Here is a 24,141-nt window from a genome sequence, read left to right on the forward strand (position 1 = left end):
CTGAGGGCTAGATACGCAGGGAGCCACCCGACGTCTACATTATTTCCCTAGCTTGAGTGGCTAGCCGCCAACCGCCAATCTCTCCGGTTCGGGGAAGCCCATGCTGATCGGATCACGCAGCACATAGCCACGGCCCCAGACCGTCTCGATATAGTTTTCTCCTCCGGTCGCGATGTTCAGCTTTTTTCGCAATTTGCAGATAAAAACATCGATGATTTTCAGCTCCGGCTCGTCCATTCCCCCGTAAAGATGGTTCAGAAACATTTCCTTCGTCAACGTCGACCCTTTGCGCAGACTCAAAAGCTCGAACATTTGATATTCCTTGCCCGTCAGATGGACCGGTTTGCCCGCCACGGTCACCGACTTAGCATCAAGGTTGACTGACACCCGTCCGACATTAATTACTGACTGTGAATGGCCTTTTGACCTACGGATGATCGCGTGAATACGGGCGACAAGCTCTTCGCGGTGGAACGGCTTGGTTAGATAATCATCCGCGCCAAAGCCAAATCCTTTGATCTTGTTTTCCGTATCATCAGAGCCCGAGAGGATCAGAATTGGCGTCTCTATCTTGCTCAGGCGTAATTGCCTCAAGACCTCGTGCCCGTTCATGTCCGGCAGATCCAGGTCAAGCAGGATAAGATCGTAGTCATAAAGTTTTGCCAGATCGATCCCTTCCTCCCCAAGGTCGGTGGTATAGGTGTTGAGATTGGCATGGGTCAGCATCAGCTCGATGCTCTTGGACGTGGTTGGGTCATCTTCAACCAGCAGTATTCGCATGTTCTCACTCCGCTTATATGAATTGGGTGTAATATGCACCGTGACCAAAAAAGTTTAACCACTCGTTAATAGTGCTTAAATTGTTAATCAGGCAACTTAAAGTTGTCTATACTTTTGTAGCGCGGTGGCACGCAAAGCGGTTTCCCCATGATCCGAAACCGCGCGCACCCATTCCACAAATTCATCCCGCCCCACCCCGTATCGCTCTTCTGCATCAGCTTCGGTGATCAACCCATACAGCACGCCGCGCACCACGGCGGCTTTGCGCGATGCCACCCAGCGGCGTGTGTTGCAATCGGGCAGATCAGCGAGGCTAAAGCTGGACCCGTCGGGCAATGTCACAGCCCTGGGACGTTCCACTTTCTTCAGATACACAATCATTCCCTTTCTACCCCTTACCAACACCGGTCACGCGACCGATCATATCGCGTGCAGGCTAGGTCGCGGCGCGTTAACGACTGGTGAAGTCACCCCTTGAGAGTATCGTCAATTTTCCTATATTAAGCCTCAAACCTCCCGGAGTATGACCATGCCGCTTGACCGCACCCCGCCGCTCAATTCTTTGGGCTTTGCAAAAGCCCCTGCCGACACCCGCGTCGTTGTGGCGATGTCTGGCGGCGTCGATAGTTCCGTCGTTGCCGCGATGCTGGCCGAGGAAGGCTATGATGTCGTCGGGGTCACGCTACAGCTTTATGACCACGGTGCCGCACTGGCGCGCAAAGGGGCCTGCTGTGCCGGGATCGACATCCATGATGCGCGGCGCGTCGCAGAAGCAATGGGCTTCCCACATTACGTGCTCGACTATGAAAATGTGTTCAAGGATGCGGTGATCGACGAATTCGCCGACAGCTATCTGGGGGGGGCCACGCCGGTACCCTGCATTCGCTGCAACGAACGGGTCAAGTTCAAGGATCTGCTGGAAACAGCCAAAGATCTGGACGCCGATTGCATGGCCACAGGTCACTACATCCAACGCAAAATGGGCCCCGACGGGGCCGAGCTTCATTGTGCGGCTGATGCCAACCGGGATCAAAGCTACTTTTTGTTCTCCACCACGCCCGAACAGCTCGACTATTTGCGCTTTCCCCTGGGGCACCTTCCCTCCAAGAACGACACACGAGCGCTTGCCGCGAAATACGGCCTCAGCGTTGCGGACAAACCGGACAGCCAGGATATCTGCTTTGTCCCAAATGGCGATTACGCGTCGGTGATCCGCAAGCTGCGCCCCGAAGCGGCCAATCCCGGTGATATTGTCGATACCGAGGGCAATGTACTTGCCCGGCATGATGGCGTGATTAATTACACCATCGGGCAGCGCCGCGGTCTTGGTATCGGCGGGCTGGCCGATCCGCTTTATGTCGTAAAACTTGACGCCGATAAAGCGCAGGTCATCGTGGGGCCGAAATCGATGTTGGCCACCCGTACAGTCCCTGTAAGAGAGATCAACTGGCTGGGCGAAACCCCGTTAATGTCACAGGCCGAATGGCCTATTGCCGTGCGTGTCCGCTCCACGCGCCCGCCCATTGATGCAATTCTGCGCCCCATCTCCGACACCGAAGCAACGGTAGAGCTGCTCACGCCCGAGGAAGGAATTTCCCCCGGTCAGGCCTGTGTGTTCTACGACCCCGAAAGCACCCGTATTTTCGGCGGCGGCTGGATCCACAAGGGCTGAACCGCTTCCAAATGGTTTAAAATCCCGGGGAGTTTGAGGGGCGGAGCCCCTCATTTATGTCGTGAGTTTGAGGGGCAGCGCCTCTCATTTACGTCGCGCGTTCGAGGGGCAGCGCCCCTCTTTCAACGACAATAAGGTGGATACCTACAAACGCGACAGAACCGCTCGCGCTGCACGCAGGCCAGGTGCGTCGCCGCCCTTTCCAAGGCGCTCCATCGTCAGGGCCATAGCGTCTTTTTGTTCTTCGGGATGGGCAAAGACATGCTCCAAACCGCCGGCGATCTTTTGTGGCGTGCAATCGGGGCCTAAAAATTCTGGCACCACCCGCGTGTCAGAGACGAGGTTCACCAGCGTTACAGTATCAATCAGCGCCATCGCCTTGATCAGACGGAAGCTGAGCCAGTTCATGCGATAGGCGATCACCATGGGCAAAGACGCCGCCGCCAGTTCCAGCGAGACAGTGCCAGAGGCCGCTAACGCGATATCGGCCGCAGCAAAGGCTGCGCGTTTCATCGCTACATTGTCTGCACGCGTCCCTACGCGCGGGTCAAGGACGATGGGGCGCACGGTCCAGTCTTTGGTCTGTGCGATCACCGCTTCGGCGACAGGACCTGCTGCTGGAATGACGACCCGTGCTTCGGGATGCGTTTTGGCAAAGCCCGCGACGGCCTCGCCAAAGACGTCCGACAGCCGCGCCACCTCTGACCGACGCGAGCCCGGCAGCACCAAAAGCAGGGGGGCGTCACCAATCTCATGGGCCTGCCGGAATGCGGCGGCTTCACGATGGGATGCGATTTTTTCTCCGACCACCGGATGACCGACGAAATCACAGGCCATGCCTTCGGCCTCCATCAACGGGGGCTCAAAGGGGAAAAGCGCCAGCACATGATCAATAAACTGTGCCATCTTTTTGGCCCGACCGGGGCGCCATGCCCAGACCGTCGGAGCTACGTAATGCACGGTGCGGATAGTCGACACGGCCTTGACCCGCTTGGCCACGCGGAGCGAGAAATCGGGGCTGTCGATGGTGATCATCACATCGGGCTTGGCGTCCACGACGGCCTGCGCCGTCTCGTTGATCCGTGCCATCAGTGATCTGTACTTGGGCAAAATCTCGGCGATCCCCATGACCGACAGTTCCGACATGTCGAAACGGCTGGTCAGCCCCTCGGCCGCCATATCCGTCCCACCGATCCCTTCGAATGTGATGTCAGGGCGCAGCGACTTCAGTCCCGCCATCAACGCGCCCCCCAGACGGTCGCCCGACGGTTCACCCGCGACGATAAACACCTTCATCCTGCGGTCCTAGCCCATAGCACGAGATTCAATTCACCTGCCAGATCCGCGCAGGCCTCGGGTTCAAGCACGATCACGGCACCGGCTTCGATCACGACCCCTGACAGCCCTGCCTCATGGGCGCGGCGCAGCGTATCGGGGCCGATGGTTGGCATATCAACCAGATGGCTCTGGCCCGGTTTCGGTCCTTTGAACAGGATTGCATCAACGCCACGCGCGCGTGTGGGCAACGTAGACAGCAGGTGATCGGTTCCGCCGATCGCCTCTATGCCCATGACCTGCCCTTGGCCGATGACGCAACATTGGCCAACGTCCATCGGGGCGAGGCAATGCACCAACGCGGCTCCGCGGGCTGCGTCGTCGCTCATTTGCGCATCCGGCTGACGCTGGCTGTACACGCCTTCACGCGCCATCAGGTCGGGCACAAGTTCATGTGCGGCCACAACGGCAAAGCCCGCTGTCTCGAAAATATCAACTAAGGCGCGCAAAGCTCCGTCATCACCAGCGGCAAGCGCCTTTTGGAACACCGGCACCAAAGGCAGCGTCGCGGCATCGAGCTTTGACGGATCGAACGACGGGCGCGCAATCGCGCCACAGAAACAAACCCGCGTGACGCCGCGCGTGCGAAGCTCGACCAGAAGGCTGCCAAGCGTCTCAAGCCGGAACCCAAGATCGGGGACCAGCCCCACCGGCGCTGTCCCCTCGTAGGCGCAAACTAAAGGCGCGTCGGACAGCGTCGACACCACCCGTTGAGGCAGTCCGCCGCCCCCTGCGATCAGCGCCAGCATCAACCCGGCGTCAGAAAATGGCGACCTGTGTCGGCGAGAACGAAGTCGACGATCTCGCGCACGTAATCGCTGCCGGTTTCCTCGCCCAAGCGGCGTGCGCGGTCGTGGAAAGTGCCCTCGCCCTGCGCCAGCATCTGAAACGCCGCCCGCAACGCTGTGATATCCGCGCGGGTGACACCGCGCCGTTTGAGCCCGACAAGGTTCAACCCGTCCAGCACGCCACGCGGCGCTTGCACCAGCCCGTACGGGATCACGTCATTGGTCACCATCGTCACGGCACCGATAATAGCGCCACGCCCGATGCGCACGAACTGGTGGATACCCGCAAGCCCGCCGATCAGTACGTCGTCTTCAATGATGCAATGCCCTGCCACGGCGGCATTGTTCACCACGATAACCCGATCCCCAAGGATCGCGTCGTGTGCAATGTGACAGCCTGCCATGAACAGCCCGTCGTCGCCGATCTTGGTCAGGCCACCCCCACCTTCGGTCCCGCCATTCATGGTGACATGTTCACGAATCCGGTTGCGTTTCCCGATCACCAGCCGGCTGGTTTCCCCCTTAAACTTGAGGTCCTGCGGGATCTCGCCGATCACCGCGAACGAAAAGATCACCGTGCCTTCACCAACTTCCGTGTTGCCGGTGACGATGGCGTGGGATTTCACCTCCACGTCGTCCTGCAGCACGACTTGAGACCCGATCACGCAGAACGGACCAACCTTGGCAGAGGCCGCAATCTGCGCGCCCTCTTCGATCACCGCGCTTGGGTGGACATTGCCCATCAGGACAGGTCCATCATCGCTGTAAATTCAACTTCTGCGGCCATCTCACCCTCGACCGACGCGACGCCGCCGAACTTCCAGACCTTGCCACCGGGCTTGCCGCGCAGGGTGGTCAACTCCATCCGTACGACGTCCCCGGGAATGACCTTGCGGCGGAATTTGCACTTGTCGATGGCCATGAAATAAACCTTCATGTCCTTGTCCGCCATTTCGAGCGTGACGCCAACCATCACAGCCGCAGTCTGCGCCATGGCTTCGACGATGGTGACGCCAGGCATGATTGGCATACCGGGAAAATGCCCTTGAAAATGCGGTTCGTTCATCGTGACGTTCTTGATCCCTACGGCGCTTTGCGTGCCTTGGATATCGACCACTTTATCGACCAGCAAAAAGGGATAGCGGTGCGGAATGATCCGTTGGATCATCTGGATATCGGCACTTGGCAGGGTGTCGGTCATTGCATGTCCTGTCTGTTAAAAGCTGTATTGTGGCTACCAATTCTGGCCGCCATGGGCAAGCGGGGGGATCAGTTCTTGCCGCTGCCAACCGACGCGTCCAGCCGTTCGATGGCCTCGTCGGTGATGTCGATGGCGTTGGCGCTGACAAAGACTGACCGACGTTCAAGGATCACAGCGGCCCCTGCTTCGCGCATCATTTGTTCCAGCACCGGTCCCGCCGCGGCCAGAAATACCTGTCGCTCTTTCTCGACCAGCTCATTCAGCGCCCGCCCCTTGGCTGCCTGAGACGCTCGGGTTTTCTGAACTTTTTCGTCAAATGCATCCGCAAGCCCGCTGAAGGCATCGGGACTGAGCTTGCTACGCTGGTCCGTTAGCTTGCGTTCTTCGGCCTTCAAATCCGCCTCTATCAAGCGATTTTCGGCTGAGATTTCAGCGCTTTGCGTTTCGACGTCATCCGCTACGCGCAGACCAAAGGCGCTTTCGGTGAAGACACGGTCGGAATCAATGGTCAGGATCGGGCTTTGCACCAAGCGGCGTTCGGCCTGTTGCTGTGCAAAAACCGGCACCGCCCCAAGGGGCAGCACCGGCAGGAGGCAGATCAAGAGTGCCCGCAGTTTCATATTGACCTCAGAAGTCAGTCCGCAGGGTCACTTCGAACTTCTGTTCTTCGTCGTAGTCTTCTTTTTTCAACGCTTTAGACATGTTGAATTGCAAAGGACCGACAGGTGTATCCCAAAAGAGCGAGACCCCGATCACATGGCGGAACGACCCTGATTCACCAACAATAGACGACCCTGTAGGGATCTCTACATCATCCAGGTTCCAGACATTGCCCACATCATAGAAAACGCCGCCGCTGATGCCGTATTCCTCGGGCAGACCCAGTGGGAATTCCGCCTCCAAGCTGCCAACGACAAAAAGGTTACCACCAAGGGAGTCGTCCGACCCGTTGCTTTGATCACGCGGGCCGATGCCACCTGTTTCAAAACCACGCATGATCGACGGACCAATCACAAAACGGTCTGACACGCGGTTGTTGCCTTCGCTCCATGCCAGTGCGCCACCTTGCAACGTGGCGCGCAATGTCACCTCTTCGTTAAAGATACGTTTCTCGCCGATGGCCTTGGCCGTGGTTTTTACAAACTTGGTGTCACCACCGATACCAGCGAAATCCTGACCGAACTGTAGCAAAACGCCCGAGGTCGGGTCCAAACCAGCGCGACGGGTATCATAGCTATAGTTGTAGCCGACCGAAGACGTCACCTGACGGCCCGCAGCAATGTCATTCGCAACAACAAAACCGGTAGTGGTATCGTCGCGCTCTGACATCTCGAGGTCGTCGTAGGTATAGTTGAGCCCCAAGCGCCCGTTTTCACTAACGGGGAAAGACAGCGTCGGCTGCAGAACGATACGCTTTGTGTCAAACGAGCTATAGGACGAGCTGGTTTCAGCATAATCGAGGTTCAGCCCGAATGCGACGTCCCGCCCCAGCAGGCTGGGTTCTACAAAGTTGAACCCATAGCGTTGCGCGTCTTCGGCGGTGCTTACCGTGAGCTTCAGTTTTTGGCCGCGCCCAAGGAAGTTATCCTCGGCAAAGCTAACCGCGATACCGATGCCGTCGCTGGACGAGAAGGAACCACCGAAATTCAGCGAGCCTGTAGGCTGCTCAACGACATTAACATCGACAACGACCTGTTCGGGGGAAGACCCCTCGCGGGCGTTGACTTCGGCACCTTCGAAATAGCCAAGGGCACGGATACGCTCGGCGCTTTCACGAATCTCGCGTGGGTTGAACGGGTCGCCCTCAACGCTGTCAAACTGCCGCCGAATAACACGGTCAAGCGTGGTGGTGTTGCCTTCGATATCGATCCGTTCAACAAAAACGCGCGGACCCCGTGAAATGCGGTATTCCACATTCAGCGTCAGATCGCGATCGTTGCGGGTGATCACAGGTTCGACACGGAGGAAGTCGACGCCATCACGAATGGCTTTGCGTTCCATCCGCGCGATGTCGGTTTCCACCAGCGACGGAGAATAAACGGCACCCGACTTGGTTTTGACCACACCACGGTAATCATCCGCATTCACGCCATTGATTGTCGAGGTGACGGTGAGTTCGCCAAACTTGAACTGCTGCCCCTCTTGGACATTGAACTGTACGAAATACCCGTCACGCTCTTGGGTAAGCTGCGCGTTCGCCGCGGCGATACGCATATCGACATAGCCGCGCGACAGATAGAAATCACGCAGCATCTGGCGGTCAGCTTCGATGCGTTCGGGAACGAATGTATCACGTTTAATCAGTCGACGGAAAAGGCCGGCCTGCTTGGTCCCCAGAACACGGCGCAGACGCCGGTCGGAATACTCGCGGTTCCCAACAAAGCTAAGACGTTCGATCTCGACGTTGTCACCTTCGAAGACTTCGAAAACCAGATCGACGCGGTTCTGGTCGCGCTTGATGACCTTGGGCTGAACACGGGCGGCGATGCGGCCGTCGTTGTTATAGGCTTGGGCAATGGCGTTTGCGTCTTTTTCCGCTTGGGTCGGATTGAACACACGGCGTTCGTCTGAATCGACAACCGATGCCAGCGCTTCATCGTCAATACGCGCGTTGCCTTCAAAGCTGATGCGGTTGATCGTGGGGAATTCGACCACGGTGATGACCAGTGTTCCGCCCCGAGGTTCGATGGCGACGCTTTCGAACAAGCCGGACGCCTGCAATTTCTGATAGGCGTCGTTCAATTCACCCGCGCTAATGGCGCGTCCGCGTGCGATTCCGGCCTGACCAAGAATGGCGCTGTCACCGATACGTTCGTTGCCGTCGATCTTAACTGTGTTGAACTGATAGCTCTGTGCATCAGCATGTGGCGCCGGCACCAGCCAAGCGACTGATAACATTACGCAAAACGAAGCACCCCGAAGGGATTTCGCAAAAGGAGTGAAAACCGCTGTATCAGTGGGTTTATTCCACTTGTCGTTGTGCATCATCTGCCCTACCCGCTGTCAAAAAACTCTTTCGTACTGACTAGACAGATTAAGACCCATTGTCAAAACGAAGAGGCCGCCAGACACCTATATAGAGTGTCCGACGGCCTATTTAATCACGATACAGTGCGGCGGGGCACATCAGCAGCGCGTTTTAAAACGCCTTATGCGCCGATCCATGCGCCTGCGGTCAGCGCAATCAACAAAAATCCGAAATACAAAGCGCGGTCCCAGTTCAGGTCCATCAACAAGCTCAGTCCGCGATAGTTTGTTTTAAGTGTCATCATAATCTTACCCCTCGTTACCCTAAGGCAAAAGTTGGCAGAGAATTACGGCGCAGCTTGGGCCAAATGTGGCAAAAGTAAGATTTTTGCTACATTTGGCCCCGCAAATCGGCGAATTATCGCTTACGGGCAGAACAGGTCATTACCCAATGCGAATACCATCAGCCCAAGCACCAGTGTCAAACCAATGGTCATGAGCACACGCAGCGCGCCATCGCTTGGCGGTTTGCCGGTCACAGCCTCATAGGCATAAAACACCAGATGCCCCCCGTCCAACGCAGGGATCGGAAAGAGGTTCAGCAACCCCACTGCCGTCGAGAGCACTGCGATGAAATAGATAAAGCTTTGCGCACCTTGCGATGCCATCGCCCCCGATGTTTGCGCAATGCCTACCGGCCCGCTGAGATTACAGGTGCTGATATTTCCCACAATCATATGCTTGAGGCCCGACAGCGACCCGTTGATGATCCGGCCCGTGTTTTCCACCCCGCCCCAAAGTGCTGAAAGGACGCCGGGATTGGTGGTGGCTGTATCAAAGGCGGTGCCACCGACGATGCCAATGCGCATCTGTGACTTAAAGCTGCCGTCGGGTTGGGGCTCGTCCGTCACTTTGGGACGCAGGGTGATGTCGAGCATTTGGCCATCGCGCCAGATGTCGAGTGCGAGCGGAGCGCCGTCGGATGCCTCAACCGCGGTCTTCAACTGGCGGAACGCGAAAATCTCGGCCCCGTCGACCGATGTGATCACGTCGCCGCTTTTCAGGCCAGCCTCGTAGGCGGCGGATTGTGGCATGACCTGCTTGATCAGTGACGGCATGACATAGGGACCATCCACTGTCACCACCGCGCCCTCGCGGTTGACCTCATAAAGCAGCGGCTGGTTGAGCGGGATGCTGGCAAAGGCTTCGGCATAGGCGGTCGCGTCTGTCACCGGCGGCAAGGTCACCCCCCCGATAGAGACAATCTCGTCGCCCGAGGCCAGTTCATTTTGTTCAAACGGTAGAGGGTGCAATTCACCGACGGTCATGGGGTCGCGAGGCACGCCCACCGACAGCCCGATGGCTGCAAATACCAGAATGGACAACGCAAAGTTGAACACCGGCCCCGCCGCAACGGTTGCTGCACGGGCCCACAACGGCGCGCCATGCATGGTTGCGCGCAAACGCTTGGGGTCGGTCTCGGCCGCTTCCATTGCGGCGACGTCCTTGCCCGATGCAGCATCCGCATCCCCGGCAAACTTTACGTATCCACCAAAGGGCAGCGCCGCGATCTGCCAGCGTGTGCCGCGTTTATCGACGCGACTATACAGCACCGGCCCGAACCCGAGAGAGAAGACGTCGGCATGGATACCAGACCAGCGACCAACGATATAATGGCCGTATTCATGGATCGCGACGATAACCGACAGGGCAATAACAAAGGCCAGAAGCGTCCAGATCAGCCCGCCAAACTGCGGAATCAATGCGAAAATATCCAAAACTCTACCCTGCCCTTTTTGTTATTGCGGCCCACGCGGCCTGTCTTGCCAGATGGTCCACTTGGGCCACGTTATCAAGAGTGATGGCCGCGTCGATCACCCCATTGTCAGGGAAAAGTGTTTCCATTGTGTCTTCGACGATCTGGGCCATTTGCGGAAAACGCAGTTTACCGTCTACGAAGCCATCCAGCGCCACCTCTTTGGCGGCGTTGAACACCGCACCGGCCATCCCGCCGCGCGCCATCACTTCCCGCGCTAGGCGCAAAGCGGGCCAGCGGACGTCATCGGGCGCACGGAATTCAAAACTGCCGATTTTGGCAAGGTCCAGCCGCTCGACCGGCAAATGTGTGCGGCTCGGGTGGTGCAGGGCAAAACCGATGGCGTGGCGCATGTCGGGCGGGCCGATATGTGCCATCAATGCGCCGTCGTTAAACCCCACAAGTGCATGGATCATTGACTGCGGATGCACCAAGACTTCGATCTGGTCCGGTGAAACGCGGAAATATTCACGCGTTTCAATAACTTCCATGGCCTTGTTAAACATGGATGCACTGTCGATCGTGATCCGCTGCCCCATATCCCAATTCGGATGCCTCGACGCTTGCTCAAGCGTCGCATCAACGAGCTTTTCCAACGGCCAGTCGCGGAAGGCACCCCCGCTGGCGGTGATGATGATCCGCTCGACCGCGGCCATGTCCTCGCCAATCAAGGCCTGAAAGACTGCGGAATGTTCGCTATCCACCGGCAGCATGGTCGCGCCGTGCGCAGCAGCGGTTTCCAGCATCAGCTGACCCGCACAGACCAGTGATTCCTTGTTGGCCAATGCCAGTGTCGCGCCTTGCTTCAGCGCGGCGACCCCTGGTGCAAGTCCGGCGGCACCGATGATTGCAGACATAACCCAATCGGCGGGTCGTGTGGCGGCCTCGTTGATCGCTTGGGTCCCGGCGGCGGCCTCTATCCCGGTGCCAGCCAGTGCGTCGCGCAGGTCTTCCAAAAGGTGGTCATGGGCAGTGACCGCAATTTTCGCGTTCAACCGCTGCGCATCCTGTGCCAGTTGCGCAATGTTGTTTGCCCCCGTCAGTGCCACGACATCATAGGTATCGGGCGCACGCGCGATCAGATCAATGGTGTTCTGCCCGATAGAGCCCGTAGCCCCGAAAATGCTAATCTTCTTCATGCGGTACGGGTCAGCTTAGCGAGGGTGTAATAGTCAGGAATTGGCCGATAATCAGCAGGAAAAGTGCTGCGCCCAACATGCCGTCGAACCGGTCCAGCAGCCCACCGTGACCCGGGATCAGGTTAGAGCTGTCCTTGACGCCCAAGCGGCGTTTCATACCGGATTCAGCAATATCGCCCATCTGCGACGCCATCGACATCGCAACGGACACGCCCACAAGTTGGAAGCCGACACCTGTATTGATCGAAAACAAGAAACCCACGGCCGCCGCCCCGATCCAGCCAGCGGCAGTGCCCGACCATGTCTTTTTAGGGCTGACCTTGGGCCAGAACTTTGGCCCGCCAATGGCGCGACCGGCGAAATAGCCGACAACGTCGGTGATCACCACAACCAGCACCAGCCACATCAGCCAGCCAAAGCCGAAATCATCCCGCACCTGCGTCAGGCCAAAGCCCGCCAGCATGATCATCACGGTGAAACACATAAAGATCGTGCGATGTTTTTCCAGCTGGCCAAAGCCTACCAGCGCTGGCGCGAGCAGGACTGGCAAGGCAAATCCCACGGGCAGATAGATCGACGCAAGCGACGCCGCCCCGACCAATAGCCCCATCTGCATCCGCGCACCGCGGTTTGACGGGTTCAACATGCCCACCAGTTCCCACGCCATCACGCCGCAAATCAGCGCGACCAGAACGTGGAAAACGGGCCCGCCCAGATAGATGCCGCCCAAACCGACGACGATCATCGCCAGCGCTGAACCAACGCGCGCCGTAAGGTCTGACCAACGCTCCGATGAAGGTGTCGTCATAGTGATTTCCTTTCGTCGTGCGATCAGGAGGACACAGCGCCAAAGCGCCGGTCGCGATTGCCGTAGGCCGCGCAAAGGTGACCGAACTCCGCCTTGGTAAAGTCGGGCCAAAGCGTATCAATGAATTCATATTCCGCATAAGCCGATTGCCACAGCAAAAAATTAGAGATCCGCGCCTCGCCACTGGTGCGGATAACCAGATCGGGGTCCGGCAATACGTGGGTATCCAGATAGCGTGGCAGCGTTTCTTCGTCGACTTCATCGGGGTGCAGCAGGCCAGACGCCACATCCTGCGCCAGACGCTGCGTGGCCCGCGCGACCTCGTCGCGGCCACCGTAGTTCAGGGCAATTGTCAGATGGGTCAACGTATTTTCAGCGGTTTCCGCCTCGAGCACGTTCATCAGCTTGACCAGCTTGGCGTCCAGACGCACACGGTCCCCGATAAAGCGCACCCGCACGCCCTTGGCCTTTAGCGCCCGGGTTTCTTTTGTAATGTAGCGGCGAAACAGGCTCATGAGGCCCGCAACCTCGACTTGTGTCCGCTTCCAATTCTCGGTCGAGAAGGCAAAGATCGTCAGATATTCGACGCCGACATCGGGACAGGCCTCGACGATCTCGCGCACACGTTTCGCGCCGGCGTGATGCCCGAACAGTCGTGGACGCCCCCGCTGGGTTGCCCAACGGCCATTTCCATCCATGATGATCGCAACATGGCGCGGAGCCCCTGGGACAAGCTGGGTGGTCTGGTCGGTCGCAGCAGGCATCATGTATCCTTATCGAGCAGCAGGCCGATGCGCGAAACCGAAGGCAACGCGCACCGTGAAATCCGCTTAAACCTGCATGATCTCTGCTTGTTTCGTCTCTAGCTGCTCGTCGATGAGGCCGATGAACTTGTTGGTCATGTTCTGAACCTCACCCTCCCAGACTTTCTGGTCGTCTTCGGACATGCCATCGGCCTTGGCTTTCTTGATCTGGTCCATGCCATCGCGGCGCACGTTACGGATCGAAACGCGTGCGCTTTCGGCATATTGACCAGCGACCTTGGTCAGCTGTGTCCGGCGCTCTTCGTTCAGCTCGGGGATCGGCAGCATAATGATGGTGCCGTTCAACTGAGGGTTGATCCCCAGACCGGATTCACGGATCGCTTTTTCAACTTTACTGACCAGCCCTTTGTCCCACACGTTGATAGTGACCATGCGGGGTTCGGGCACGTTGACGGTACCCACCTGGTTGATCGGCGTGCTGCTGCCGTAGGCATCAACCATAATCGGCTCCAGCATGGAGGCGGACGCGCGGCCTGTGCGTAGGGAGGCAAATTCGGTACGCAACGACGCAATCGCGCCGTTCATGCGCCGCTCAAGATCGTCTGTGTCCAGCATAAAATCGTCTGACATGATGTCCCCGGTGGTTTTGTAACTATCTAAATTTGAACCGATATAACGCGATCGTGCCCCTCTTGTATAGAGAGGCACGCATCTATCGTAGGTTGGGCGCTAGCCCTGCACCCGCGTATACGTCCCCTCGCCTGCGAGAATCCCCTTGAACCCGCCCGGCTCGTCCAGCGAGAAGACGATGATCGGCAGGCTGTTGTCCCGCGCCAATGCGATGGCAGAGGCATCCATAACCCCAAGGCGCTTTTGCAAGACATCGTCATAGGTCACATCGTCGTAGCGCACCGCATCGGCGTGCTTCGCGGGGTCTTTGTCATAGACGCCATCGACCTTGGTGCCTTTAAAGATCGCTTCGCAGGCCATTTCATTGGCGCGTAGCGTTGCGGCTGTATCGGTGGTGAAATACGGGTTGCCGGTACCGGCGGCAAAGATGCAGACGCGCTTTTTCTCAAGGTGGCGCACAGCGCGGCGACGGATGTAAGGCTCGGCCACTTCGTTCATGGTAATCGCCGAGATGACCCGCGTGTGGATCCCCAGTTCTTCCAGCGCGGATTGCATCGCCAGCGCGTTCATCACTGTGGCCAGCATTCCCATGTAATCAGCGGTCGTGCGTTCCATTCCCTGGGCAGACCCTTGCAGCCCGCGAAAGATGTTGCCGCCGCCGATGACCATGCAAATCTCTACGCCAAGGTCATGAACCGATTTGACCTCGTTCGCGATGCGTTGCACCGTTGGCGGATGCAGGCCATACCCCTGATCGCCCATCAATGCTTCGCCTGAAATTTTTAGCATAACCCGCTTGAATGTTACTTTTGACTGGCTCTCGGGCATGGGGGCACCTTTCGGGGTATGGGAGGGGTTTTCATTGCGCCGTAAAATGTCGCAAATAGCGCAAACATTCAATGCTCCGTCAGAGGTTCACGCAAAGAAATGCCAGAAGCCCCGCTATCGCGCGTTTTAGACGTCGTATCCCGCATGAACCCCGCGCAGCCTGTGCTGATCGCGGGGCCCACGGCGTCGGGTAAATCCGCGCTGGCGCTGGCGATTGCGCAAGAACAAGGCGGCGTGATCGTGAACGCGGATGCCAGTCAGGTTTACGACTGCTGGCGTGTCATCTCTGCCCGCCCGCCTGCCGACGAAGAGGCATTGGCACCGCATCTTATGTACGGGCATGTGTCGGCCAGGGACCCCTATTCCGTCGGTCACTGGCTGCGTGAGGTCACCGAGGTTCTGCAGCAACCGGCACGCCCGATTATCGTGGGCGGTACGGGTCTTTACTTTGCAGCGCTGACCAAGGGACTGGTGGATATACCCCCGACGCCCGACAGCGTGCGCAAGATCGGCGACACGATGACCCGCGCGGCCATGATCGACACGCTTGATGACGTGACAGCCAGCCGGATCGACCTGCAGAACCCGATGCGGGTGCAGCGCGCGTGGGAGGTGCAGCAAACCACAGGACGCGGGCTGGCCGCGTGGCAGGACGCGACGCCACCGCCGACCTTGCCGCTGGATCGCTGTCAGGCCATCGCGGTCAGCGCATCGAAAGACTGGTTGAACGACAGGATCATCCGCCGCTTTGATCAAATGCTGGACCAAGGCGCTTTGGACGAGGTCGCCGCCGTGCGTCCCGTCTATGACCCGACCCAGCCCGCGCATCGCGCCATTGGCGTGCCCGAGCTGATGCGCTATCTTGACGGTGCCCTGTCGCTTGAAGAGGCACGGCAAGAGGCCATTATTGCAACCCGTCAGTATGCCAAACGGCAACGCACATGGTTGCGCAGAAACACGGCTGACTGGCTGCCCTATTCACCCGGCTGAGTCACAGCTCCCGTTTCGCGCCGTTGTCTTATTCAACCTATACCTTTGCCGAATTGTGTATAAACATAGCTGAAACTTGTCTTTTTATGATGGGGCTATGCAATGAATGCGAACATCATCGAACTGCTGACACTTGCGCAACTGTCCCAAGGACAAGACTGGCGTGTGCATCTGTGTCACGATCGGCCGGCGAATATATTGATCTGGATTACGCGCGGCCAAGGTCTGTTGCAGCTTGACGGGCAGCGCCGCGGACTTGGGGCGCATAACGCCGTGTTCATCCCCGCCGGCGCGCTTTTTGCCCTTGATTTGGGGCGACAGGGCATCGGTCAGGTGGTTGTGATCCCTGAAGGCTCGGAATTACGGCTGCCGCAGATGCCGCGCCATCTGCGTATCCGCGATGTACAGGCGCAGACCGAATTCACTGGCCTGATCGAGGCAGCGCAGCGCGAACAACAAACCAAACGACCGCTTTTCCACGACGCCCTAGAGGCGCAAGCCGCGCTCATGTCGGTCTGGTTGCGGCGGCAGATATTGCAGGACGAACACATTCCCAGCCGGCCCAATGCGGGGTCACGGTTAAGCGCGCGGTTCTGCCAGCTTGTCTCTGAACGCTATCGCAGCGGCGCGCCGATGTCGCACTATGCCGAAACCCTTGAGGTCACGCCGACTCACCTGTCTCGTGCGGTAAAATCCGCAACGGGACGAACCGCAGCAGATATACTGACCGAACGCGTCCTGCATGAGGCGCGGCACCTGCTTGGCTCAACGCAACACCCCGCTCAGGATATCGCGCGGCATTTGGGCTTTGGCTCGGCGGCCTATTTTACGCGATTTATACAGAAGCATACCGGCAGCACCCCATCGCGGCTTCGTGTAGCGACTGCCTGAGGTGATGCACGCATAGGCCGGAATTCAATCTTTTCTAACCTTTAAATATAACGAAAAACGGCCACCGCTCTCGCGATGGCCGCAGCAGCCTGATCGAGGCCGGGTGGCTTATTTGCTGACGCCGCTACCTGCGGTGTTCAGATTGCCGACCTGTTTGGCCACCTCATCGGCAAAACCGTTGATCATAACGTCATAGAATACACCCTCGGATGGCGCGACTGCGACGTAGCCTTCTGGCACGACCTGATCCACCGCATAGGCGGCTATGTTAACGGGGAAGCTGCGCGCGGCGATCGATTCATCGGGAGACGAGATATTCACAACACCCTCAAGCTCGTTGAACTCTTGGCCGTCGTTCAGCATCGTGGCACCATCCAGCGAAACTTTGCGGACGTCGATCTTGATGGTGGGGTCGCTTGCGTCATCGCTGCCCAGAACACGGGCGGCCACGGCAGCTTTCAGGTCCTCGGTGATCTGCGGATAGTATTCCATCGCATTCGCGTCCTGCGCAGCGCTGATCGACGTGTCTACGTCAATCGCCGAGAAGGATACGGGCTCGTCCGCAAACGCGGCGGAGGACAGTGCGGCGAGGCTTACACCTGTGGCCAATGCGATCGTTTTAACTGAGTTGAACATGCGAATGCTCCTTATCTTTCTGATGCGCGCCGATCGTAGAAGACAACCTGCTGACGCTCTGGAAAGGGAACACGGCAATTGAGAGTTAGGTTCCGAAGGGCACAGGCACGGAACGGCGGATAATAGCGCAAGATATGTTTTTTAAGTTATACTTCAAAAACTTAGGTCGTCCGGTCAAAGGCCGGCAATGACCTTCACATAGTTTTTGGTTTCGGCGTAAGGCGGGATACCACCGTATTTTTTGACCGCACCTGGCCCAGCGTTGTATGCGGCCAGCGCCAAATTCCACGAGCCAAACGCCCGATACTGCCGCTTGAGGTACCGCGCCCCTCCGTCGAGGTTCTGATACGGATCGGTCGGGTCCACGCGCAGATGACGCGCCGTTTCCGGCATCAGTTGGGCCAGACCAAGCGCGCCTTTGTGGGATTTTGCCGTGGGGTTCCAGCCGCTTTCCTGTTGCACAAGACGCAAGAACAGGTCTGTCGGGATACCGTGGCGCATCGCGGCTTCGCGGGCCATGCCATGGTAAACACCCTTGTACTTCCCGCGGTATTTTGGCGTATCCCATTTGGTCGGGGTTACCACGCCCTGCGGCTGAAGCCGGACCGAGGCCGCATATTGTTTTGAAGCACGCGTGTCCAAGATCTTGGTCTGGGACGCAAAAAGCTTGGTCCGGTTCTTGGAGGAAAATACGTCAGCAGCAACCGGTGCTGCACCCACTGAAAAGCAGCACAGCGCCGCCGTTAGCAAAATTCGCATATTGTCCTTGCTCCGCATAGCCTCAATTCCGGCAGACCATAGCAAACTGGCTCATGCGTGCCAGCCTTTTCATGATCCGGTTCACTTCAGCGTGGGCAATCGGCTGCGATTATCCTGCATCCCCCCTGTTTATCGCAAACCCTGCTAGGTATAACGTCGGCCAATCCAAGGCGCGTGCGGGATTCGCGCGTGGCTCTTAATCTTGCAGCAAATGGGGGCATCATGGCCGGCTCAGTTAACAAAGTGATCCTAATCGGCAATCTGGGGCGCGATCCCGAAGTGCGCTCGTTCCAGAACGGCGGCAAAGTGTGCAACCTGCGCATCGCGACCTCCGAGACTTGGAAAGACCGCAACACAGGCGAGCGTCGCGAAAAAACCGAATGGCACTCGGTTGCAATCTTTCAGGAAGGCCTCGTGCGCATCGCAGAGCAGTACCTGAAAAAAGGCTCCAAAGTGTATATCGAAGGCCAACTGCAGACGCGCAAATGGCAGGACCAGTCCGGTGCGGATAAATATAGCACAGAGGTCGTGTTGCAGGGCTTTGGCGGTACATTGACTATGCTAGACGGCCGCGATGGCGCTGGCTCCGGTGGCGGTGGTGGCAACTATGGCGGCGGCAGTGGCGGCTATGACAGCGGCCCATCCGATCAGGGTGGCTATGGCGGCGGCTACGACAGTGGCCCATCGGCCGGCGGCAACGAAGGCGGCCGTAGCTCATCGCGCGATCTGGACGACGAAATCCCGTTCTAAAACAATCCAGTATAAGATATAGTTAAGGCGGGGAATTCCCCGCCTTTTCTGCATCCAGACCTCAGGTTCAGCGCCTCTGCTGTTTGTTATCCGCGCTCGGCCAAGGCATCAGACAAAAGCCGGCGAACGGCGTCCGGCGGCACATCCGCTGTTACGAAAGCGTCGCCAATACCGCGGGCAAGGATAAAGCGCAGTTTGCCGTCGATGACCTTTTTGTCCTGTCCCATCAAATCCACCAGATGATCTGCATTGGGCAAATCGCCGTCGATATCGCGCAGGTCGGTCTTCATTCCCATTGTACGCAAGTGGGCGCGCACGCGGCTGGGATCTTCTTGCGCACAAAGCCCCAATCGTGCCGAAAGCTCGAACGCCATCGCACACCCGATCGCCACGCCTTCGCCGTGCAACAACCGGTCGGAGTAGCCGGTCGCCGCCTCTAGCGCGTGGCAGAAGGTGTGACCAAGGTTCAAAAGCGCGCGGTCGCCGTGCTCTTTTTCGTCGCGTAGCACGATGTCGGCTTTCATCTGAACCGACCGTCGCACCGCTTCGACCCGCAGCGCCATATCACCTGCGGCCATCGCGGGGGCATTTTCTTCGAGCCAGTCAAAGAACGCGGCATCGCCAAGCAGCCCGTATTTGACCACCTCACCATACCCGGCAAGGAAATCACGCGTTTGTAGCGTGCCCAGAACGGCTGTATCGGCCAAAACCAGTGACGGTTGATGAAACGCCCCCACAAGGTTCTTGCCCTGCGACACGTTGATTCCAGTTTTGCCCCCGACAGAGCTATCGACTTGTGCCAGCAGCGACGTCGGAATTTGCACAAACCGCACGCCACGGCGCAGGATCGCAGCGGCAAAGCCGACAAGATCGCCAATCACCCCGCCGCCAAAGGCGATTACGATGTCGTTGCGTTCAACTTTCTGGTTCATCAGCCAGTCGACAGTGCGGGTCAGTTCTGCCCAGCATTTTGTCGTCTCGCCCGGTGGCAGCGCCAGCGCCTCTACCGTAATGCCGGCCGTCGCCAGACCGGCGCGCAAGGTATCAAGGTGGTGTGCCGCGACTGTCTCGTCACTGACTACCACAACACGCTTGCGCCGTAAAAGAGGAGCAATCAGTGTGCCTGCCTCTGCCAACAGATCAGGGCCGATGACCACGTCATACTCGCGACCCTCAAGGCCGACATGAACCGTTTCTCGCATTACAGCACCTCAAGTACATCTGGGCGATCCGCCAGCGCATCCACCACGCGCTGCGCCATCGCATCAATCGACAGCGCCGGCGTGCTGGTGACGGTCATATCCGCAAGCCGGTAGATCGGTACGCGTTTTTCAAAAAGCTCGGTCAGGGTGCCGCGGGGGTTTGCCGTGCGCAACAGCGGGCGCGAGGTTTTATACCGCACCCGGTTCCAAAGCAGGTCGAGGTCAGCATCCAGCCAGACAGACAGACCACGCGCCGAGATGTTGTCGCGGTTGGCCTCTGCCAGAAAGGCCCCGCCGCCGGTGGACAGGATACCCGGTGCTTTGTCGAGCAGACGCGAGATCACTTCGGTCTCGCGCTTGCGAAAGAAGGCTTCGCCGTCGCGTTCAAAGATTTCGGGAACGGTTAGATTGGCAGCGGCTTCGATTTCGTGGTCGCTGTCCACAAAGGGCACGCCAAGTTTAGTGGCCAAAGCGCGACCCACGGCAGTTTTACCTGCACCCATCATGCCGACCATGACAACCGTCTTTTTCAAGTGGTACCGGGGTGGGTTTTGCGCCGTATCGGCTGGGGATTGCTGAATTTCGCTCATTCTTGTGTGAATGACGTGATCTTGCCCAAAAGGCCATATATAGAATAGTCAAAATATGCAGAACAAAGCAGGCGGAATTCATGGGCAAACTAATCAAGTTTCTGATTTACCTCGCAATTATCGGGTTTATCGGCCTTGCGGTCTATGCCTATGTGGGGCCGTTCTTTGGCGCGGACTTTGCCCCCCCTCAGGTTGAAATCCGCGAATCCGTGACGTTGGAGCAGCAATGATCCTATTTGTCAGGCAGCTAAGCGTTTTTTGCCTGATTGCCCTGCCCCTTGGTGCCGCTGCGCAAGCCGCGTCGCAGAACGCACCTGATGCGCCCCTTTCTGTGATCGACTGGCTGGGCGAACGTCCCAAAACGCCACGCCCTAGCCGCAAGGCCCCCGTGAAACCCGCAGAGGCCCCCGTGGCGCGCAGCGCGCTGCCGCCTGCCGTAACTGTTGCGCCCTTGGGCAAGGGCGGACCACGTGCCATCGGGCTGGTGCCCACAAAGGTCACCGGTCTGCCGCAGGATTTGTGGGTGGGCAGCACCGCCGAGGATATCGCGCATCAGCTCGACCGCTTGCCAGAGCTGCATCTGCCTGTGGCCCATTCATTGCTGTTTACCATACTGCTTGCGCAAGCGACCGCCCCGCAAGGTGATGCAAAGCAGGGCGATACGCTCGCCCTCGCCCGCGTGCGTACCTTGATGGAGGCCGCAGCCCTTGATCCGGCAATGTCGTTGATCGAACAGGCCGGCGTCGATACCTCCGTTGCTCACTTTGACCTGTGGATGCAGGTCAGCCTGCTGCTTGGCACAGAGGATCGCGCCTGTCTGCGTCTGAAAGACAAACCCTTTCTGACCACAGATTACGGTGTGCGGATCCTGTGCGCCGCGCGGTCGGGGGAATGGGACACGGCGTCGCTGACCCTGGGCTCTGCCCAAGCGCTGGCGCTGCTGCCCGAGAATGATCTGTCGCTGCTCGACCGGTTTCTCAATCCCGACCTTTACGAGGGTGCCGCGCCGTTGCCCGGCCCGCGCGAGATGACTCCGCTCAAGTTCCGTTTGCTTGAAGCCATCGGAGAACCGCAATCGACCCGTAATCTACCGCCCGCCTATGCCGTCGCCGATCTGCGCGACATCGCAGGGTGGAAGGCGCAGCTGGAAGCCTCTGAACGGCTGACCCGTATCGGTGCCCTGCCCGATAACCGGTTTCTGGGGATCTACACAGACCGCGAACCCGCGGCTTCTGGCGGCATCTGGGATCGTGTCGACGCGTTGCAGCGGTTCGACAGTGCCATGTCCTCCGGTAATCCAGAGGCGATTGCAAAGACCTTGCGCCCCGCGTGGCGTGCCATGCAACAGGCCGAGACGGAGGTGACATTCGCCACACTCTATGCCGAAGGCTTGCAGGGCAAGAAACTCACCGGTGCCAGTGCCGCGTTACGCGACCGCGTCTTGCTTCTTTCGCCACTATACGAACAGGTCGCCGGGGCTGATACGCAATCGGCAGAGATCGCCTTTCTCGCGCAAATCGCACGAGGCGAAGCCCCGACCATCACGCCTGATATTCCCCATGCTCAGGGCATCGCGAGCGCGTTCAGCACCCCCACGCCGCGCAGCGGGTTGGTTGAACTGGCGCAAAACGGTCAGCTGGGCAGTGCCATTTTGCATACAATTGCCCTTTTGGAAGATGGCGCTCGCGGGGACACGGCTGCCTTGCGCGATGCCATCTCTACCCTGCGTGCCCTGGGGCTAGAGGATGCTGCCCGCCGTGCGGCACTGCAGACGTCCTTGCTGGAACGTGATTGATGCAAACTGACCTGCTGCATTGGATATCGACCTTTCTAGAGGCGCAAGCGGCTGAATTGGGTGCTGCAACGAATACGCAGCTCGCCTATGGTCGCGACCTCAAGGATTTCGACAGCTTTCTTGCCCGCCGGTCCTTGGATTTCGCGCGTGTGGGCCGCAAGGACATCGAAGCCTATTTGATCTGGTGCGATGCGCAGGGTCTTGCCAAATCGACCCGTGCGCGACGGCTATCGGCCATCAAACAGCTGTACCGCTTTGCCTTCGAGGAAGGCTGGCGCACGGATAACCCCGCGATACAGATTGCGGGACCGGGTCAAGATAAACGCCTGCCTAAAATACTGTCCGAACACGAAGTCGACCTGCTGCTCGACGCGGCGCATAATTCTGGCCGGAACATATCTGACCAGTTGCGCAACACCTGTCTGATGGAACTGCTTTACGCTACGGGTATGCGGGTGAGCGAGCTTGTCAGCCTCAAGGTCAGCGCCGCACGGGGCGACCCGCGATTGCTGTTGATCATGGGCAAAGGCAGTAAGGAACGGTTGGTGCCGCTGTCTGATCCGGCGCGGCAGGCGCTTGCGGAATGGCTGGTGCAGCGCGACAAGACCGAGGAAGCAGCACATGCCAAAGGCAAGCCCGTGTCGATCTACCTCTTTCCCAGCCGTGGCAGCAGCGGATACCTGACGCGCCACCGGTTCTATCTTCTGATCAAGGAATTCGCGCTTGCCGCCGGTGTCGAGCCCTCCAAGGTCACGCCCCACACGCTGCGCCATGCCTTTGCCACCCATCTGTTGGCCAACGGCGCCGATCTACGGGCGATACAGACCATGCTGGGCCACGCCGACGTTGCCACGACCGAAATCTACACCCACGTGCTAGAGGCGCGCCTGTCCGAGCTGGTGCTGGAAAATCACCCGCTCGCCAAGGCGGGGCGGCGCAGTTCCGGCGGCAAGACATCCTCTGACGGCCAATAACCTGTGAGTAGCGCGCTGTGATACCCTTGCGTTAAGCCAGCCTGCTCCATCGCAGACGCGGCGCCAACGTGGTCATAGTCAAGCGTGTGGAACGTGACCTGTCCCGCGTCCAGTACGGCAAAGCGGGTCTGCGGCGCACCGTTATTGGGCGGCATACCGATGACACCGGCGTTAATCCAAGGCCCCCGCGGGGTCTCGCGTTCAAACGGCACACCACAATGCCCTGCGATGATCCCGCCTATGGGCCCGATGCTGCGTTCAACCGCTTGCCATTCTTCGTCGAACACCGCCTCGGACGAGACTGGCCAGATAAAGCGGGCGATATCATGGTGCCCGCCGTGGATCACGGCATAGCGTTTTCCGGCGTGGACAAAACTAATGATGTCAGGCACCTGCCCCATCCAGTTGCACTGCGCGTCAGAGATCTGCGCACTGGCGTAGCCGTACCAGCCGACAGACAGCAGATCACAGGCGCTGCCGTCCTCGAACCCACAGCCGCAATCCATCGCCCCGGCGGCGAGTTGTTTTTCACAGTTTCCGGCGACGACAGGCACACCGCTGGACCGCATCCTTTCGCTGACCGCATAGGCATCAGCGCAATAGGCCACCACATCGCCGGTGCAGATCATCCGATCCGGCCCAACCCCTAGGGCGCGCGCACGGTCAAACAGCGCTTCAAGCACCTGCAGGTTCGAATATGGCCCGCCGAACAGCACAATCGGCCCGTTCAATTGTCCCAAATCTTGATGGTTCACCCTGCTCATCCCTTGAATGAAACCGCACACACGCCCATAACCCTAAGAGCAAACGGATAAGGTATATTCAC

27 protein-coding genes are annotated in these 24,141 nt (G+C 58.6%); 7 read left to right on the forward strand and 20 right to left on the reverse strand.

Annotation, left to right across the window (positions count from 1 at the left end; translation table 11 throughout):
• Window positions 1–60 precede the first annotated feature (60 nt).
• Window positions 61–780 carry a response regulator transcription factor CtrA gene (gene ctrA / locus E5180_RS04585; protein WP_138923356.1) on the reverse strand — a complete coding sequence of 240 codons (720 nt, stop codon included), beginning with the start codon at window positions 778–780 and terminating at the stop codon, window positions 61–63.
• A gap of 96 nt (window positions 781–876) precedes the next feature.
• Window positions 877–1,161 (reverse strand): CtrA inhibitor SciP, encoded by a 285-nt coding sequence (gene sciP, locus E5180_RS04590; protein ID WP_138923357.1) that lies wholly within the window; start codon window positions 1,159–1,161, stop codon window positions 877–879.
• Window positions 1,162–1,309: 148 nt separating this feature from the next.
• Between sciP and mnmA the strand changes: the two genes are divergently transcribed.
• Window positions 1,310–2,452, forward strand: a complete 1,143-nt coding sequence (gene mnmA, locus E5180_RS04595) for a tRNA 2-thiouridine(34) synthase MnmA (protein ID WP_138923358.1) — start codon at window positions 1,310–1,312, stop codon at window positions 2,450–2,452.
• A gap of 144 nt (window positions 2,453–2,596) precedes the next feature.
• Here mnmA and lpxB read toward each other — a convergent pair whose 3' ends face one another.
• From lpxB to pyrH, 13 genes are all read right to left on the reverse strand, one after another.
• Window positions 2,597–3,748: a lipid-A-disaccharide synthase gene (gene lpxB / locus E5180_RS04600; RefSeq protein WP_138923359.1), complete on the reverse strand. Its 1,152-nt coding sequence runs from the start codon at window positions 3,746–3,748 to the stop codon at window positions 2,597–2,599.
• On the reverse strand, window positions 3,745–4,536 hold the full coding sequence (locus tag E5180_RS04605; protein WP_138923360.1) for an LpxI family protein: 792 nt from the start codon (window positions 4,534–4,536) through the stop codon (window positions 3,745–3,747). Before E5180_RS04605 ends, lpxB begins: the two co-directional genes overlap by 4 nt.
• Window positions 4,536–5,318, reverse strand: a complete 783-nt coding sequence (gene lpxA / locus E5180_RS04610; RefSeq protein ID WP_138923361.1) for an acyl-ACP--UDP-N-acetylglucosamine O-acyltransferase — start codon at window positions 5,316–5,318, stop codon at window positions 4,536–4,538. The genes E5180_RS04605 and lpxA overlap by 1 nt, the downstream gene beginning before the upstream one ends.
• Window positions 5,318–5,776 (reverse strand): 3-hydroxyacyl-ACP dehydratase FabZ, encoded by a 459-nt coding sequence (gene fabZ, locus E5180_RS04615; protein ID WP_138923362.1) that lies wholly within the window; start codon window positions 5,774–5,776, stop codon window positions 5,318–5,320. The genes lpxA and fabZ overlap by 1 nt, the downstream gene beginning before the upstream one ends.
• 68 nt (window positions 5,777–5,844) lie before the next feature.
• Window positions 5,845–6,396 carry an OmpH family outer membrane protein gene (locus E5180_RS04620; RefSeq protein WP_138923363.1) on the reverse strand — a complete coding sequence of 184 codons (552 nt, stop codon included), beginning with the start codon at window positions 6,394–6,396 and terminating at the stop codon, window positions 5,845–5,847.
• 7 nt (window positions 6,397–6,403) lie between these two features.
• On the reverse strand, window positions 6,404–8,674 hold the full coding sequence (gene bamA, locus E5180_RS04625) for an outer membrane protein assembly factor BamA (protein ID WP_138923364.1): 2,271 nt from the start codon (window positions 8,672–8,674) through the stop codon (window positions 6,404–6,406).
• A 251-nt stretch (window positions 8,675–8,925) separates the two neighbouring features.
• Window positions 8,926–9,048, reverse strand: coding sequence for a hypothetical protein (locus E5180_RS15995; protein ID WP_302664657.1), 123 nt, complete (start codon window positions 9,046–9,048; stop codon window positions 8,926–8,928).
• A gap of 120 nt (window positions 9,049–9,168) precedes the next feature.
• A complete protein-coding gene (gene rseP, locus E5180_RS04630; RefSeq protein WP_138923365.1) occupies window positions 9,169–10,521 on the reverse strand; it encodes an RIP metalloprotease RseP in 1,353 nt (450 codons plus the stop codon).
• A gap of 4 nt (window positions 10,522–10,525) precedes the next feature.
• Entirely contained in the window at window positions 10,526–11,698 is a 1,173-nt protein-coding gene (gene dxr / locus E5180_RS04635; protein WP_138923366.1) for a 1-deoxy-D-xylulose-5-phosphate reductoisomerase, read from the reverse strand.
• 10 nt (window positions 11,699–11,708) lie between these two features.
• Entirely contained in the window at window positions 11,709–12,506 is a 798-nt protein-coding gene (locus E5180_RS04640; protein WP_138923367.1) for a phosphatidate cytidylyltransferase, read from the reverse strand.
• Between the two features lie 23 nt (window positions 12,507–12,529).
• Complete coding sequence (uppS, locus tag E5180_RS04645) at window positions 12,530–13,270, reverse strand: polyprenyl diphosphate synthase (protein ID WP_441351435.1); 741 nt, start codon at window positions 13,268–13,270, stop codon at window positions 12,530–12,532.
• A 66-nt stretch (window positions 13,271–13,336) separates the two neighbouring features.
• On the reverse strand, window positions 13,337–13,900 hold the full coding sequence (gene frr, locus E5180_RS04650) for a ribosome recycling factor (RefSeq protein ID WP_138923369.1): 564 nt from the start codon (window positions 13,898–13,900) through the stop codon (window positions 13,337–13,339).
• Window positions 13,901–13,999: 99 nt separating this feature from the next.
• On the reverse strand, window positions 14,000–14,728 hold the full coding sequence (pyrH, locus tag E5180_RS04655; RefSeq protein WP_138923370.1) for a UMP kinase: 729 nt from the start codon (window positions 14,726–14,728) through the stop codon (window positions 14,000–14,002).
• Window positions 14,729–14,827: 99 nt separating this feature from the next.
• On the opposite strand from pyrH, the gene miaA reads away from it, so the two are divergent.
• Together miaA and E5180_RS04665 are read left to right on the forward strand one after the other, a co-directional pair.
• On the forward strand, window positions 14,828–15,718 hold the full coding sequence (gene miaA, locus E5180_RS04660; RefSeq protein WP_138923371.1) for a tRNA (adenosine(37)-N6)-dimethylallyltransferase MiaA: 891 nt from the start codon (window positions 14,828–14,830) through the stop codon (window positions 15,716–15,718).
• 102 nt (window positions 15,719–15,820) lie between these two features.
• The gene (locus E5180_RS04665) at window positions 15,821–16,609 is read left to right on the forward strand and encodes an AraC family transcriptional regulator (RefSeq protein ID WP_138923372.1); all 789 of its coding nucleotides are present in this window, start codon (window positions 15,821–15,823) and stop codon (window positions 16,607–16,609) included.
• Window positions 16,610–16,717: 108 nt separating this feature from the next.
• Here the strand turns inward: E5180_RS04665 and E5180_RS04670 are convergent, their stop codons facing one another.
• A complete protein-coding gene (locus tag E5180_RS04670) occupies window positions 16,718–17,245 on the reverse strand; it encodes a hypothetical protein (protein ID WP_138923373.1) in 528 nt (175 codons plus the stop codon).
• 174 nt (window positions 17,246–17,419) lie between these two features.
• Window positions 17,420–18,004 (reverse strand): lytic transglycosylase domain-containing protein, encoded by a 585-nt coding sequence (locus tag E5180_RS04675; RefSeq protein ID WP_171048897.1) that lies wholly within the window; start codon window positions 18,002–18,004, stop codon window positions 17,420–17,422.
• A gap of 222 nt (window positions 18,005–18,226) precedes the next feature.
• Here E5180_RS04675 and E5180_RS04680 point away from each other — a divergent pair, with 222 nt between their 5' ends.
• Window positions 18,227–18,754, forward strand: a complete 528-nt coding sequence (locus E5180_RS04680; RefSeq protein ID WP_138923374.1) for a single-stranded DNA-binding protein — start codon at window positions 18,227–18,229, stop codon at window positions 18,752–18,754.
• An 86-nt stretch (window positions 18,755–18,840) separates the two neighbouring features.
• On the opposite strand, the gene aroB is transcribed toward E5180_RS04680, so the two are convergent.
• On the reverse strand, window positions 18,841–19,956 hold the full coding sequence (aroB, locus tag E5180_RS04685; RefSeq protein WP_138923375.1) for a 3-dehydroquinate synthase: 1,116 nt from the start codon (window positions 19,954–19,956) through the stop codon (window positions 18,841–18,843).
• Entirely contained in the window at window positions 19,956–20,546 is a 591-nt protein-coding gene (locus E5180_RS04690; RefSeq protein ID WP_138923376.1) for a shikimate kinase, read from the reverse strand. The genes aroB and E5180_RS04690 overlap by 1 nt, the downstream gene beginning before the upstream one ends.
• Before the next feature lie 80 nt (window positions 20,547–20,626).
• Between E5180_RS04690 and E5180_RS15685 the strand changes: the two genes are divergently transcribed.
• Genes E5180_RS15685 through E5180_RS04700 form a run of 3 tightly spaced genes read left to right on the forward strand, consistent with a single transcriptional unit; the run spans window position 20,627 to window position 23,315 of the window.
• Window positions 20,627–20,776 (forward strand): hypothetical protein, encoded by a 150-nt coding sequence (locus E5180_RS15685; RefSeq protein WP_005853380.1) that lies wholly within the window; start codon window positions 20,627–20,629, stop codon window positions 20,774–20,776.
• Complete coding sequence (locus E5180_RS04695) at window positions 20,773–22,341, forward strand: hypothetical protein (protein WP_138923377.1); 1,569 nt, start codon at window positions 20,773–20,775, stop codon at window positions 22,339–22,341. Before E5180_RS15685 ends, E5180_RS04695 begins: the two co-directional genes overlap by 4 nt.
• Window positions 22,341–23,315 (forward strand): site-specific tyrosine recombinase XerD, encoded by a 975-nt coding sequence (locus E5180_RS04700; protein ID WP_138923378.1) that lies wholly within the window; start codon window positions 22,341–22,343, stop codon window positions 23,313–23,315. The genes E5180_RS04695 and E5180_RS04700 overlap by 1 nt, the downstream gene beginning before the upstream one ends.
• On the opposite strand, the gene E5180_RS04705 is transcribed toward E5180_RS04700, so the two are convergent.
• Window positions 23,252–24,079, reverse strand: coding sequence for a metallophosphoesterase family protein (locus E5180_RS04705; protein WP_138923379.1), 828 nt, complete (start codon window positions 24,077–24,079; stop codon window positions 23,252–23,254). The genes E5180_RS04700 and E5180_RS04705 overlap by 64 nt on opposite strands.
• Between the last annotated feature and the right edge of the window lie 62 nt (window positions 24,080–24,141).

Origin of the sequence: Sulfitobacter sp. BSw21498 (assembly GCF_006064855.1) — a bacterium.
GTDB lineage: Bacteria > Pseudomonadota > Alphaproteobacteria > Rhodobacterales > Rhodobacteraceae > Sulfitobacter.